We start from the raw sequence: 14,091 nt of genomic DNA on the forward strand, positions 1-14,091 counted from the left end.
GGGTCAGACGCGATCGAACAGCTGGGGATCCTCGACCGCCTCGGCGAGCTGCCTGAGCGTGCTGCGGCGCAGGACCGCCGACCGCGGCATGGTCAGGCCGGACTCGATGGCGCGGGTGGATATCGCGAGCGCCAGCAGTGAATCCCCGCCGAGGTCGAAGAAATCGGCGTCGACGTCGTCGACGGGAATGCCGAGGACCTCTTCCCAGATCTCCCTGAGTGTTTCGGTGACGTCCTTGTCGGACATTATCTGATCATCCCCCTTCGGCTTGTGACCGCATATCAGTATTAGATGTTCGCTGTCGTACTGTCAAAGCTTTTTCGAACTTCTGGTGAATTCGCCCGAGCGCATATCGATACGCGGGCACGGCGGCCCGAGGCCCCGGCTTCCGCCCCGCCGTCGGGCGGTTCGGGCCGGGCCTCTGCTCGGTCGCCGGCGGGGCGGGCCGCCGGGGTCAGACCGCCGGGGTCAGGCCACGCTCGCCTCGGCGAATCCCTCGGCGTGCTTCAGATGGGTGATCAGGTCGGCGATGGAGATCAGTGCCAGGCCGTGCCGGCGGGCGAAGTTGCGCAGCTCCGGAAGCCTCGCCATGGTCCCGTCGGCGTTGGCGATCTCGCAGACCGCCGCGGCCGGGCGCAGGCCCGCGAGCCGGCACAGGTCGGCCCCGGCCTCGGTGTGGCCGGCCCGGGCGAGCACGCCGCCCTCGCGCACGCGCAGCGGGAACACGTGGCCGGGCCGCACGAAGTCGTCCGGGGTGGCGGCGGGATCGGCCAGCAGGCGGATGGTGAGGGCCCGGTCGGCGGCCGAGATGCCGGTGCTGATGCCGGCTCTGGCGTCGACCGAGACGGTGAAGGCGGTGCGGTGGCTCTCGCTGTTGTGGCGGACCATCTGCTCCAGCTCCAGCCGGTCGAGGTCCTCGCCGAGCATGGGGGCGCAGAGCAGGCCCCGGCATTCGTTCATGGCGAAGGCGACCAGCTCGGTGGTGGCCAGCTCGGCCGCGAACACGATGTCGCCCTCGTTCTCGCGGTCCTCGTCGTCGACGACGACGACCGCTCGGCCCGCGGCGATCTCCGCGACCGCGTACTCGATGGAATCGAGCGGCGACTCGTCCGGGGCGGTCGGGTGCGTGATCGAATCGGCAGTGGTCATGCCCGTGGTCCTTCGGTTCGATGGGAGGGACTCGTCGCGGAGCGCGAACTCAACGGGTGCCACGCCTGGCCCGGGCCGTCGACCGGGCGAGGCCGGTCGGGCGGGGCGAAAGGGCCGGCAGCGGTACTGCCGGGCGGGCGGCCCATCGGTCTCCTCGCGCTCGGAGCGCGGACTGCCGGGGCACGGGAGGAAGGGCGCGCAGGGGAGTGGCGAACCGTGGTCGTCGGGACGGCGCGGTTCGAAAGGACCGGCGGCACGCTCGCACAGATCGGAAACCCTGCCCGCCGCGCACTGCCTCCCTTCCGGACTTTCACCGTCGGTCCAGGAGTTTCACCTGGTCAACCGGCCGCTGGCTGCGGTCGGGTCGCGGACTGTAACCGCCGGCTCGGAATTACACCGACCCCGGAGTGCGCAAACGTCGTAATAACTCTGGTTAACCTTGCATACACGTCCCGATGTTGACAAGCCATCAGCAAATCCCGAGTGGTGTGGCCTGTGTCACGCGCCGATCGGTGGGGGTGTCAACTCCCCCGTTCGGGGGGCTTGCCCGGGCCGTCCGGCTGTGACTACGATCCGGTTCATCGCCGCCTACCCGTCAGTAAGACCTCGAACTCAACGGAATGTTGAGGCCGGGGAAGGGGGTTGACGGGCAAAGGGCGGTACTTCCGGCGAGTCGGCACTCCACTGCCGAGCGTCAGCCGGGTGCGACACGGGGGAGCAGTCACACCAATGCCTGAGAACGTCCGAACCACACTGTGCGAAGCCATGCCCGCCGACGGCGGCCGCGCCCGCGCCGACGCCCGCGAACCCGGCCGGTTCGCGCCCGGAGAGGTCGTCCTGCGCCGTGAAGTCCTCGACGGCAGGACCTGGTTGAGCTACCCGGTCCGCGTCGTCGCCGACCGCTCCGACCTGCTCGCGGTGTACCTGGCCCGCGGCACACCGCTCACCTTCGGCGAGGGCCCCTTCCGCTGGGGGCCGCACCCCTGGCGCGACGTCGCCGACCACTGGCGCAGCCACGGCGTCCTCCAGCTCCAGCGCCCCGGCGACGCCTACGCCGTCTGGGTGTTCCGTGACGACGCGACCGGCGAGTTCTCCGGATGGTACGTCAACTTCCAGGACCCGTACCGGCGTACGCCGGAGGGCTTCGACACCCTCGACCACGAGCTCGACCTCTGGGTACCCGCCGACGGTGGCCCGTACCGCTGGAAGGACGTCGAGGAGTTCGAGGAGCGCGCCCGCAGCGGCGGTTTCACGCCCGAGGAGGCCGCCGCCGTCCGCGCCGAGGGGGCCCGGGTCGCCGACCTGCTGGACCGGGGCGAGCCCTGGTGGGACCAGGACTGGTCGCGCTGGAGCCCCCCGGCCGACTGGGCGGTGCCCCAGGCGCGGGCCTCTTCCGGCGCGCCCGCCCACTGACCGAGGACTGCAGCGCCGACTCCGGACGGCCCGCGCACCGCTTGACCGCACCAGCCGGCCGTGCGGGCCCCGGGCTCGGCGTGCGGCGGCCCCCCACGCCGCCAGGGTGGTCCCCGGACCGCTCGCACCGCACAGCACAGCACCACGAAAGGAACGACCGATGCGCGTAGCACTGGTGACCTCCCCCGGTTCCGTGGAGATCCGCGAGACCCCGCTGCCCGAGATAGGCCAGGACGACGTCCTGGTCAGGATCTCCGCCTGCGGCCTGTGCACCATGGAGGCCAAGCTCTACACCGGGACCATGCCGGTCTACCCGGTGGCCGCCGGGCACGAGGTCTCCGGCCGGATCGAGCGGGTGGGATCCCGTGCGGCCACCCTGGAGGACGCGCCCGCCGTCGGCGACCTGGTCACCCTGGACCTGCTCACCCGGTGCGGCGCCTGCCGCAGCTGCCGCGGCGGCAACAGCGCCGTCTGCGCCTCGCCGCAGGGCGGCCAACTGCCCGACGGCAGCATCACCATGGGCGCCGGCCTGGCGGAGTACGTCAAGGTCCCGGCCGCGCACGCCTGGCCGGTCGGCGACGCCGACCCGCTGCACGCCGCGATGGGCGAGCCGCTCGCCTGCGTGGTGCACTCCTTCGGGCGGGCCGCCTTCCGCCCGGACGACCGGGTCGCCGTGGTCGGCGGCGGCTTCATGGGCCGGCTCCACCAGCTGCTCGCCCAGCACCGCCAGGCGCGGACGGTCACCGTCGTGGAGACCGACGCCGCACGGCGGGCCGCCGCGCTCGCGGCCGGTGCCGACCACGCGGTGACGCCCGCCGAGGTCGCCGAACTGCCGCGCGCCGACGTGGTGTTCGTCACCATCGCGTCCGCGGAGGCGATCGCCACCGCCTTCGAGGCGGCCGCCGACGGTGCCCGCCTCGTGCTGTTCGGCGGCTCCCACGACGCCCCCGAGGCCGCGCTGCCGGGCTACGAGGTGCACCGCCGCCAGCTCACCGTCACCGGCTCCTACAGCCAGGAGCCCGCCGACTGGCGGACCGCCGCCGCCCTGCTGCGCGGCGGAGTGCTCGCCGAGGGGCTGGCGCAGCTGGTCACCTCGCGCCACGAACTCGCCGACGTCGAGAAGGCGTTGGCCGAGAGCTCCGGATCACCGGCCTACCGGGTCTTCGTCGAGCCGCGCTGACCGCGCCTCCCGCCGGCCCGCGCCGCAGACCCTGTCGGCCCACCCACCGCAGAGTCAGCCCGCAGGCCCCGAGCCAATCCTTCCGCACGGCCGCACCAGGAGACCACGGATGACCACCACCCCCACGACCCGCCCCGCCCTCCGGATCGGCGCCCAACTCCACCCGCAGCACTGCGATCTCGCGGACCTGCGGGCCGCCTGGCGCGAGGCCGACGCCCTCGGCGTCGACTCGCTGTGGACCTGGGACCACTTCATCCCGCAGACCGGTGACCCGAAGGGCGCCCACTACGAGTGCTGGTCGCTGCTGGCCGCGATGGCGGTGGAGACCCGGCAGGCGACCATCGGCTCGCTGGTGACCTGCACCGCCTACCGCAACCCGCACCTGCTCGCCGACCAGGCCCGGACGGTCGACCTGCTCAGCGGCGGCCGGCTGGTGCTCGGCGTCGGCGCCGGCTGGTTCGAGCAGGAGCACCAGGAGTACGGCTACCCCTTCCCCGGCCCCGGCGCCCGGATCGACGCCTTCGAGGCGGCGGTGACGGCGATCCGCGACCGGCTTGGCCGCCTCAACCCGCCGCCGGCCGGCCCGCTGCCGCTGCTGATCGGCGGCGGCGGCGAGAAGCGGACCCTGGCGGCCGTCGCCCGGTACGCCGACATGTGGAACTGGTACGGCTGGAACTCCGAGGACCCGGTGGCCGAGTTCCGCCGGCGCAGCGGCCTGCTCGACGAGTGGTGCGAGCGGCTCGGCCGCGACCCCCGTGAGATCGCCAGGACCGTCATGATCGACGTCCCGCAGACCGGCCTGGCCGGCGACTTCGCGGCGGCCGGTGCCACCGAGATCATCGTCTCCGTCCCCGGCCCCTTCGACCTCGCTCCCGTCCGCGAACTCCTCGACCTGCGCGACGCGTTGGCGGCGAAGTGAGCCGTACCCGGCGAACCGGCCGGGAGCGCGGTACCACCCCGGGCGGCACCCCGCCGCCCGGGACCGAGCCGACGGCGGAGCGCCTCGGCGGCCTGTTCCACGCCCTGATGGCCGGTCTGCTGGTGTCCAGTGCCGGTATCGGCCTGATCTTCCCGCTGACCAGCATCTACATCAGCGACCAGCTGGGGCTGGGCGGTTCGGGCGCCGGCCGGTACTTCGTCGCCATGGCGGTGGCCGGGTGCGCCGCCGCCGTGATCGGCGGCCCCAGGGCCGACCGGGGCGGCGCGGCCCCGGTCGGCGCCGTCGGCACGTCCGCCCTGGTGCTCGCCTACGCGCTGCTCGGCGTGGCGCACGGCAGCGCCCCGGTGCTGGCCTCCGGCGTGCTCGCGGGCATCGGCTACGGCCTGCAGTACGCGGCGATCACCGGGGTGGTCACCGCCCTGGTCCCGGCCGCCCGGCAGCGCCGTGCCTTCGTCCTGCGGCACGTCATGACCAACGTGGGCATGGGACTCGGGGCCGCCGCCGGCGGCCTGCTGGTCGCGGACGCCGCCCGCTCGGCGGCGACGCTGCGGGTGCTGTACGAGGTGAGCGCCGCCGGCTCGCTGCCGCTGACCGCGGTCTTCCTCGTGGTGCACCGGCGGCGCCGCGCCCGTCCGGCCGACCCCCGGCCCGAGGCGGCACCGCAGGGCGGTGACCGCTACCGCGAACTGCTGCGCAGCCGCCCGCTCGCCCTGCTGCTGGTCAGTCAGGCGCTGCTGGCGGCAGCGGGATTCACCCAGATCGAGGCCACCGTCCCGCTGCTGCTGCACCACGGCATGGGCATCGGCCTGACCGGGGTCAGCGCGGTGACGGCCTGCAACGCCTTCGCGCTGCTGGTGCTCCAACACCCGGTCGGCGCGCGCCTGGAACGGCTGGTGGAGGCGACCGCGCTGGTCGCGGCACCGGTCCTGTGGTGCGCGGCGTTCGGCGCCGGGGCACTGGCGACGGCCGCCGGCAGCGGCCCGGTCCGCACCGCGCTGCTGGTCGCCTTCGCGACGCTCTTCGCGCTCGGCGAGATCGCCTACTCCTCGGCGTTCTTCCCGCTGCTGGTCCGGCTGTCCGGCCCGGCCTCGCTCGGCCGGGGCAGCGCGCTGTCCTCGCTCGCCTGGAGCGCGGGAACGGCGGCCGGTCCGCCGGTGGGCATCGCGGTGGTCACCGCCACCGGCACCACCGCAGGCTGGCTGGCCCTCGCCGCAGGAGCCGTGCTGGTCTGTGCCGTCACGCTCCTGCTGCGGCGCTCGTCCGGGGCGACATGACACCGCACACCCGGCCTGCCACCACCGGCGGCCCCGCCCGACCGGCCGGCCGGATCAACCGCACCGCACGGGGAAGCCTCACCGCACGCGGAAGCCTCACCGCACGCGGAAGCCTCACCGCACGCGGAAGCCTCACCCCACCGCACCCCAGAACACCGCACGGGAAACGAACGGAGCAGCTGTGCCACAGCCGGAGAGCATGACACGCATCCCGCGAGCGACGGCGGTCGCAGCCGGGACCGGTCGGCCCGCGAGAGCGGCGGCGGCCCGGCGCCCGGCCGGGCGGGCGGCCGCCGTGCTGCCGCCGCTGGTGTTCGGCCTGCTGCTGCTGGGCAGTTGGGAGGCGGTGACCGCGACCGGGGCGGTCTCGGCCTTCTTCCTGCCGGCACCGGGTACCGTGGCGCAGGCGTTCGTCGACGCGGTGGCCCACGGATCGCTGCTCGACTACACCTGGCAGACGGTCCTGGAGAGCCTGGCCGGCAGTGCGCTGGGCATCGCGGCGGCCGTTCCGCTGGGCTACCTGATGGCCCGCAGCACGATCGCGGCCCGCGCCCTCCAGCCGTACCTCGCGGCCTCGCAGGCGGTGCCGGCGGTGGCACTCGCGCCGCTGCTCGCCATCTGGGTGGGGTACGGGCTGCTGCCCATCGCCATCCTCTGCGCGCTGCTGGTCTTCTTCCCGATGCTGGTGAACACCATGCTCGGGCTGCGGGAGCTCGACCCCGAGGTGCTGAACGCGGCCCGGGTCGACGGGGTGGGCCACTGGGGGATGCTGCGCCACATCGAGTTCCCGCTCGCGCTGCCGAGCGTGCTGGCCGGGGTCCGCACCGGCTGCACCCTGTCGATCACCGGAGCGGTGGTGGGCGAGTTCGTGATGGGCGGCGAGGGACTGGGACAGCTGCTGGCGGTGCAGCGCGGCCAGGCGGACTCCACCGGGCTCTTCGTCTCGCTGCTGACCCTCACGCTGCTGGCCGCCGGCACCTACGGCGCGGTGCGCCTGGTCGAGCTGCGGGTGGACCGCTGACGAGCCGTCGGGTCCCGGCCCGACGAGCGTGCGCCGGCCCCGGGCCCCGGGGCCGGCGCGGATCACCGGAGGGCGGCCGTGCGGCCCCGTCCCTCCGGTCCTTTCGAAGAATGCACGGCACCTAGAGGAACAGGACGCGAATGCGCATGCGAAAGATCAGCGGACGGTCGTCGGGCTCGGGCTCGGACCCGCGCCCCGGGTCGGTCTCACGGGCCGCCCGGGCCCGGGCGGGAGCGGTTGCCCTCGTCCTGGTGGGCAGCGCGGTGCTCTCGGCCTGCGCCTCCGACCCCACCGCCGCGAAGTCGTCGGACGACAAGGGCGGCGGCCAGAGCCTCACGGTGGGGCTCACCTACATCCCGAACATCCAGTTCGCGCCCTTCTACGTGGCCGAGAGCAAGGGCTTCTACAAGGACGCCGGGCTGAAGGTGACCCTCCGTCACCACAGCTTCACGGACGACCTCTTCGGCGGTCTGACCGCCGGCAAGGAGGACATCGTCTACGCCGGTGGCGACGAGATGCTCCAGGGCCGGGCCAAGGGTGTGCCGGTGGTGGACATCGCCTCGCTCTACCACACCTACCCGGTGGCGATGCTAGTGCCGCAGGACTCCCCGATCCACAAGGTCGAGGACCTGCGCGGCCACAGCGTCGGCACCCCCGGCCCCTACGGCGAGACCTACTTCGGCCTGCTCGCGCTGCTGAAGTCCGCCGGGCTCACCACCAAGGACGTCAGCGTCCAGAACATCGGCTTCACTCAGCAGGCCGCGCTGGCCGGCCACAAGGTGGACGCGGTGATGGGCTACCTCAACAACGACGCGGTCCAGTTCGAGCAGGCCGGCGTGGCGGTGCGACCGGTGGAGGGCACCGGCGGCGCGGCGGCGCTCCCGCTGGTGGCGGCCGGACTGGGGGCGACCAAGACCACCCTGGACCAGCACGGCGACGACGTGAAGAAGTTCGTCGCGGCCACCCTGCGCGGTGTGCAGTACACCGTGGAGCACCCCGACGAGGCGGTGTCGATCAGCAAGACCTACATCCCCGGGATGAACGACCAGAAGCAGCAGGCCTCCGCGCTCGCCGTGCTGAAGGCCACCGTGCCGCTGATGCAGACCCCGGCCTCCGGCAAGCCGGGGCTCAACGACGCGGCGACCTGGGACAAGATGGCGTCCTTCATGAAGGAGCAGGGCCTGCTGGACAAGCCGGTGACCGCCACCGACGCGTACAGCAACAGCTACCTGCCCTGATCCGCTGCTTCGGCGCCCAGAAGCAGCCGAGACCGTTCCGGGAGCGCCCCGCGCTTCCGGAACGGTCTCGGCCGCGCCGCTGACGGTCGGCCGCCGACCGGCCGTCAGCGGCGTGCGGCGGCGGCGTCGATGGCGTCCTTGGCCGCCTTCAGGCCGAAGCCGGTGCGCTCGCGGTAGACCTTGATGGCCTGGATCTTCTTGCCGGCCTGGACGTGCTGCATCACCTCGGGCATCTGCCGCGGGTCCGTGGCCGGCAGGGGGTGGCTGAGGCCGAGGTAGCTCAGGATCGTGTCGAGCTTCGACTCGATCGAGGCCAGTCGCTGGGAGAGTTCCGCATCGTCCATGGGTTCCATGCCAGCACCCTAGCGGCCCCTGCGGTCCGGGAGCGCGGGGGTCAGTGCCTGGGGACGGCGAGCTCGAAATCCAGCAGGCCGGGCTGGGCCGGGTCGGCTTCGAAGACCCCGGTCCGCTCGAAGCCGGCCTTGCGGTACAGCGCCTCCGCCCGGGAGTTGTCCTGGTGCACATAGAGGCGTACCCGCTCGACGCGGGGCTCGGGCAGCGCCCAGGACCAGGCGAGGGCGGCCCGGACGAGTTCCTCGGCGATGCCGGTGCCGCGCGCCTCGGGCCGGACGAAGACTCCGACGAGGTGCGTCTGCGCCACCTTCGGAGCCTGCCCGAACACGGCCGCCTCACCCGGTCGTTCGACGAGCACGGAGATGGTGCCGAGCCACCGGCCGTCCGCCGCCTCCGCGACGAACTGCCGGGCGAGGACGCCTGCCGCGGCACCCGCGACCCGGTCCTGCCAGAACTCGTCGGGCCTGGCGGCGGCCTGCTCCGCCGTCTCGATGAAGGCGAGGTGCGCGAGCGGGTCGCGCAGCGCGGCCAGCCGGATCTCCTTGGCCTTGGGCCAGTCCTCGTCCCGTACGGCTCTGATGATGTGCTCCATACGGTGATCCTCGCACCCGCCACGGTGCGGCCCGCAACCCGATTACCGCTGCTCGCCGGGGCGGCCGGGGCGGCCTGCGCCGCCGCCGACGCGGTGTGCGCTGGGGAGAGCGCCCCGACCGTTGCGAAGGATGTGATGCCACTCACCCCGCAGGGCGGGCGCATGGCCGGGCGGCGCCGGTCAGCGGCGTGCGACCGCCGGACGCCGCGTCCCGGGTGGCCGGCCACCGGGCCTGCTGCGCCTGGTGGTTGGGGCCGTCCGGTGGGCCTCGCCCGGTCGGGGCGCCGCGTCGGGCAGGCTCCCCACGTGCCGTCAGCGACGCTCGGATGCCAAGTTCTGCGGACCGTTCGCGGTGAATCCGCGAAGGTTGCGAAGACGCGGTCCGGCGGTGCCTCGCTATGCTGCCGGGCAAGCACATCGGGGCGCCGGGGGCGGGTCGCTACGGGGGCTCCGAGTGGAACGGGGGCGGTTGTCGTGGGAAGGACCTTGGCCGGGGCACGGCTGCGGCGGCTGCGGGAGGAACGCGGGCTCAGCCAGGCCGCGCTGGCCCGCCTGATCGAGCTGTCGCCGAGTTACCTCAACCAACTGGAGCACGAGGCCCGGCCGTTGACCGTCCCGGTGCTGCTGCGGCTCACCGAGACCGTCGGCGTGGACGCCGGCTACTTCGCCGCCGCCCTGATCCTGCCGTACCGGGCGTTCCACGCGCAGGCCGAGGCGACCCGGTACGACATCGAACGCCTCGCCGACCACTTCGGCGTCGGCTACGAGACCGTCTGCCACCGCCTGAGCACCCTGCAGCGCCCCGGGCTGCGCGGGGTGCCGTTCTCCTTCGTCCGGGTCGACCGGGCCGGGAACGTCTCCAAGCGGCAGTCCGCCACCGGCTTCCACTTCTCCCGGACCGGCGGCACCTGCCCGCTGTGGAACGTCTACGAGGCGTTCGCCGCCCCCGGGCCGGGTGCACGTCCAGGTGGCCGCCATGCCGGACGGGCAGCGCTACCTGTGGACCGCCCGTGCCGTCACCCGCTCCCCGGGCGGCTGGGGCCGGCCCGGCAAGAGCTTCGCCATCGGCCTCGGCTGCGAACTGCGCCACGCCGCACGGCTGGTGTACTCCGCCGGGCTCGACCTCGCCGACGAGTCGGCGGCCACCCCGATCGGCCTCGGCTGCAAGGTCTGCGAACGCCCGGCCTGCCCCCAGCGGGCCGCACCGCAGCTCGGCCGCCCGCTGCTGGTCGACGAGCACGCCAGCACCTTCGTCCCGTACCCGGTCCGCCCGGAGGCGGGGCGCTGACGGCCGGCTGGCCGACCGGGGTCAGGGGGACGGGCCGGGGCGGGGCTGGTGGGTCAGCCGCCGTAGACGTCCTCGACGTAGCGGCCCTGCGCGATCAGGCTCTGCAGCCAGTCGTGGGCGCCGGTGCGGTCGGCGCCGGGAGTGCGCTTCAGGTACAGCGTCCGGAACGCGTCGCGGACGCCGGGCGCCATCCGGGCGCCGTCGCCGCAGACGTAGACCTGGGCACCGGCGTTCAGCAGCCCCCACACCCGGTCGGCATCGGCGGCGACGCGGTCCTGCACGAAGCGCCGGCCCTCGACGGGAGCTGCGCTGAAGGCGGGACGCATCGAGACCGCCCCGGCCCGCTCGGCCGCGTGCAGTTCGGCGGCGTACAGGTAGTCGGCGTCGGGGGCGTCGCAGCCGAAGTAGCAGAGGGCCGGGGCGAGTCGGGAGTTCTCGGCCCCGTCCGCCAGGCGGGCGCGGCGGTCGGCGATGGCGCCGCGGAAGGGGGCCAGTCCGGTTCCTGCGGCGATCATGATCACCGGGGTGTCGGCGCCGTGGTCGATCCGGAAGGCTTCGCGGCACGGCTGGACGCGGGCCAGCACGGTGTCGCCGGGCCGCACGGTGCTCAGGTAACCGGAGCCGGTACCGCGGTAGTCGCCGCGGCCGGAGCGAGCCGGGGCCTGGAGCAGCGAGACCATGAGGTCGACGTGGTCCGGGTCGGTGGCCGGGGAGGACGACACCGAGTAGTGCCGGGGCCTGATCGGCGGCAGCAGGTCCAGCAGGACGGGCCAGGTCAGGACGGTGCGCAGGGCCGGGTGGTCCTCGACCAGGTCCAGCAGGCTGCGGTGGTCGGCGCGCCGCGCCTCGGCGTCCTCGGCGAGGGCGCGCAGGGCGGCCTGTTCGGGCGGGCAGGGGTTGAGGGCCGCCAGGGTGGTCAACCGGTCGGGGGCCGGGCGGTCCTGCAGTTCGACGTGGTGGGTGAGCAGTTCGCGGACGGTCAGCGGCCGGTCGACGGCGAGACCGTCGCGGCGCGGGCGGCCGGGGACGATGTTGAGGACGGTGTCGAGGTCCGCGGCCAGCAGCCGGGCGGCACGTTCGACGAGGACGGGGTCGTTGGCGGGCAGCACGGTGAGGTGGTCCCCGGTGCGGTAGGTCGTGCCCTCGGGCAGCGCAAGGCGGACCAGGCGCTTGACCCGAGGATGCTCCGGGTGGGTGAGGCCGCCGGTCTCGGTGACGGTCATCGCCGTCAGGCCGTGCCGGGCGGCCAGGGCGTCGAGCGGGTGGCCGCTGACCTCGGTGACGGTGTAGCCGGGGCCCTCCGGCTCGGGCCGGGCCTGGGCGCCTGCGGTGGCCGGGTCGCCGTACTGCGTCAGCAGCGCGGTGCGCAGCGCGGCGGTGAACGCTCTGACGCTGCCCGCCAGATCACCGGACGCATCGGCCTCGGCCCGGTCCAGCAGACGGGTGGCGCCGAGCGCGGCGAGCCGCTCGTCGATGAAGGCGGGGACGCGCTGGTAGGTGGCGGACCAGTTGCGGTCGCCGACGCCGAGGACGGCGTAGCTGACGCCCTGCGCGGCACCGGGCTCGGCCGTCTCCAGCCATCGGACGAAGGCGGCGGCGTCGTCGGTCGGCTGTCCGTTGTACGAGGCGGCGGTGATGACGACGGGCCGGTCGGTGGGCAGCACGGCACGGTGGTCGTCGAGCGGGGCGGAGGCGGTGTCGCAGCCCAACTCGGCTGCGGTGTGGGCGAGTCGGGCGGAGAACTCGCGGCAGGTGCCGTAGTTGGAGCCGTGCAGCAGTAGCAGGCCGGTGCCCGGCCGGACGCGGGTGGGCAGCGCGGCGGCCTCGCCCGGTGTGTTGTCGGCCGGTGCGTGGGCGGCGGGCAGGGCGGTGCGGGACGCGGCGCGGTCGGCGGGGGTACGCGGAACCAGGGTGAGGGTGAAGCCGTCCGGCTTGATGGTCAGCGACTGCTTCAGACTCAGCCGGTAGTCGGCGTGGTCGATCAGCCGGTACCGGTGGACGAGCATGCCGAGCAGCATGGTGGCCTCGTGCAGGGCGAACTGGCGGCCGATGCAGGCGCGTTCACCGGTGCCGAACGGCTTGAAGGCGTGCGGGGAGCGGGCCGCCTCCGCCTCCGGGGTGAACCGGGAGGGGTCGAACAGCTCGGGGTTGTCGCCCCAGGCGGGGTCGCGGTGCAGCATCGGGGTCATCACGGCGACGTTCTGCCCGGCCCGCAGCGGGATGCGGCCGCCCAGCAGGGTGTCCTGCCGCGCCTGGCGCCCGAATCCGGGAGCGGCGGGCCACAGCCGCAGGGTCTCGTTCAGCACCTGCCGGGTGTAGCGCAGGCGGCCGATGTCCTCGAACGTGGGCTCCACATCGGCGTCTTCGCCCCACACCTGGTCCACCTCGCGCTGCACCAGGCGCAGCACGGCCGGGTGCTTGACCAGGTGGTGCAGGGCGAACGCCAGGGTGCCGGAGGTGGTCTCGTGCCCGGCGATCAGGAAGGTGATCACCTGGTTGCGGATGTTCTCCAGGTCCAGGGTGGTGCCGTCGCCGGGGTGGGTCGCGCTGAGCATCAGCCCGAGGAGATCCTGGGCCTGGCCGCCGGAGCCAGCCCCGGCTCCGGCTCCGGCCCCGGTGGCGGCGGCGGTGCGCGTGGCGATCACCTCGTCGACCACCGAGACGAGGTAGGCCGCGTCGGCGCGCATCGCCGCGTCGCGCTCGCTCTGGTCGAGGCCGGGGTCGCGGCCGAGCCGGGTCATCGCCCAGTCCAGGCAGCGCACCATCGCGCTGACGAAGGGGTGCGGCCGGTCACGGTCGAAGGAGCCGAAGTCGAACCCGAACCCGGCCAGCCCGATGGTGTCCAGGGTCATCCGGGTCATGTCCTCGGGCACGTCCACCGGAGCGCCGGTCGCCGCCCGGCGGTCCCAGGAGTCCAGCAGTCGGCGGGCGACCGTCAGCATCACCGGGTGGTAGGTGCGCATGGATCCCAGGGCGAAGGCCGGCATCAGGATGTCGTGCGCCTTGGCCCAGTTCGGCTCGTCGTTGTAGGCGGTGAACAGACCGTCGCCGGTGAACTCCCTGACGTTCACGAGCGCGGGGCCCACCGACTTGCTGAACCGCTGCTCGTCGGCCAGTTCGGTGACCAGGTCCAGGCTGCTGACGAACAGGGTGTCGCGGCCGTGCAGGCGCTGCACGAAGACCGGACCGTGCCGCCGGGCCAGCTCCATGTGCCGCAGGACCGGCGTGTCGGTCGGGCCCGCGGCGGAGATGTCGACGACGGGAACACCGAGGCCGGGGGAGTCGACGGCGGGAGTGCCGACGACCGGGGCGTCGGTGACGGGGTCGCCGTCGCCGCTGCCGGTCCGCGGGGGAAGCAGGGTCTCGGTCATGGGTGGACCGCCCTCCGAAGTCAGGGATTCCGGACTACCGCCGCCACGGTGCGGGCGACTGCGTCCACCCTGGCGCAGCGGGGGTTCCGCGTGGTCCACTCGTCCTACATGATCGTGTAGTGACCTCGGGAGTGTCGGGCTTGTGGTGCCCGGCTCCGAGGGTGTATCGGCCCGGCGGTGGGCAGCGGCGGTGGGCAGCGGCGGTGGGCAGCGGCGGTGGGCAGCGGCGGTGGGCAGCGGCGGTGGGCAGCGGCGGTGGGCAGCGGCGGTG

11 protein-coding genes, 1 pseudogene and 1 riboswitch are annotated in these 14,091 nt (G+C 73.8%); of the genes and pseudogenes, 7 read left to right on the plus strand and 5 right to left on the minus strand.

Going from position 1 to position 14,091, the window contains the following annotated elements:
- Positions 1-3: 3 nt before the first annotated feature.
- Together UK12_RS07550 and ribB are read right to left on the minus strand one after the other, a co-directional pair.
- On the minus strand, positions 4-246 hold the full coding sequence (locus UK12_RS07550) for a phosphopantetheine-binding protein (protein ID WP_045300947.1): 243 nt from the start codon (positions 244-246) through the stop codon (positions 4-6).
- A gap of 222 nt (positions 247-468) precedes the next feature.
- A complete protein-coding gene (gene ribB / locus UK12_RS07555) occupies positions 469-1,149 on the minus strand; it encodes a 3,4-dihydroxy-2-butanone-4-phosphate synthase (protein WP_082119399.1) in 681 nt (226 codons plus the stop codon).
- A 284-nt stretch (positions 1,150-1,433) separates the two neighbouring features.
- Positions 1,434-1,564, minus strand: a riboswitch (FMN riboswitch).
- A gap of 350 nt (positions 1,565-1,914) precedes the next feature.
- Here ribB and UK12_RS07560 point away from each other — a divergent pair.
- The 6 genes from UK12_RS07560 to UK12_RS07585 all read left to right on the plus strand — a co-directional run bounded on the left by UK12_RS07560 (position 1,915) and on the right by UK12_RS07585 (position 8,215).
- A complete protein-coding gene (locus UK12_RS07560; RefSeq protein ID WP_045300949.1) occupies positions 1,915-2,562 on the plus strand; it encodes a DUF402 domain-containing protein in 648 nt (215 codons plus the stop codon).
- 160 nt (positions 2,563-2,722) lie between these two features.
- Entirely contained in the window at positions 2,723-3,742 is a 1,020-nt protein-coding gene (locus UK12_RS07565) for a zinc-dependent alcohol dehydrogenase (protein ID WP_045300951.1), read from the plus strand.
- A gap of 109 nt (positions 3,743-3,851) precedes the next feature.
- On the plus strand, positions 3,852-4,661 hold the full coding sequence (locus tag UK12_RS07570; RefSeq protein ID WP_045300954.1) for an LLM class F420-dependent oxidoreductase: 810 nt from the start codon (positions 3,852-3,854) through the stop codon (positions 4,659-4,661).
- The gene (locus UK12_RS07575) at positions 4,658-5,956 is read left to right on the plus strand and encodes an MFS transporter (protein WP_156178591.1); all 1,299 of its coding nucleotides are present in this window, start codon (positions 4,658-4,660) and stop codon (positions 5,954-5,956) included. The genes UK12_RS07570 and UK12_RS07575 overlap by 4 nt, the downstream gene beginning before the upstream one ends.
- Positions 5,957-6,419: 463 nt before the next feature.
- Entirely contained in the window at positions 6,420-6,977 is a 558-nt protein-coding gene (locus UK12_RS07580) for an ABC transporter permease (protein ID WP_375937800.1), read from the plus strand.
- Positions 6,978-7,117: 140 nt separating this feature from the next.
- Positions 7,118-8,215 carry an ABC transporter substrate-binding protein gene (locus UK12_RS07585; protein WP_197084635.1) on the plus strand — a complete coding sequence of 366 codons (1,098 nt, stop codon included), beginning with the start codon at positions 7,118-7,120 and terminating at the stop codon, positions 8,213-8,215.
- A 104-nt stretch (positions 8,216-8,319) separates the two neighbouring features.
- On the opposite strand, the gene UK12_RS07590 is transcribed toward UK12_RS07585, so the two are convergent.
- Together UK12_RS07590 and UK12_RS07595 are read right to left on the minus strand one after the other, a co-directional pair.
- Entirely contained in the window at positions 8,320-8,568 is a 249-nt protein-coding gene (locus UK12_RS07590) for a ribosomal protein L7/L12 (RefSeq protein WP_045300955.1), read from the minus strand.
- 41 nt (positions 8,569-8,609) lie between these two features.
- A complete protein-coding gene (locus tag UK12_RS07595; RefSeq protein WP_045300956.1) occupies positions 8,610-9,161 on the minus strand; it encodes a GNAT family N-acetyltransferase in 552 nt (183 codons plus the stop codon).
- A 162-nt stretch (positions 9,162-9,323) separates the two neighbouring features.
- Between UK12_RS07595 and UK12_RS07600 the strand changes: the two are divergent.
- Positions 9,324-10,449: pseudogene (locus UK12_RS07600) on the plus strand (short-chain fatty acyl-CoA regulator family protein).
- Between the two features lie 53 nt (positions 10,450-10,502).
- Here the strand turns inward: UK12_RS07600 and UK12_RS07605 are convergent.
- Positions 10,503-13,820: a bifunctional cytochrome P450/NADPH--P450 reductase gene (locus tag UK12_RS07605; protein WP_082119401.1), complete on the minus strand. Its 3,318-nt coding sequence runs from the start codon at positions 13,818-13,820 to the stop codon at positions 10,503-10,505.
- Positions 13,821-14,091 lie beyond the last annotated feature (271 nt).

This window comes from Saccharothrix sp. ST-888, from assembly GCF_000955975.1.
Lineage (GTDB): Bacteria > Actinomycetota > Actinomycetes > Streptomycetales > Streptomycetaceae > Kitasatospora.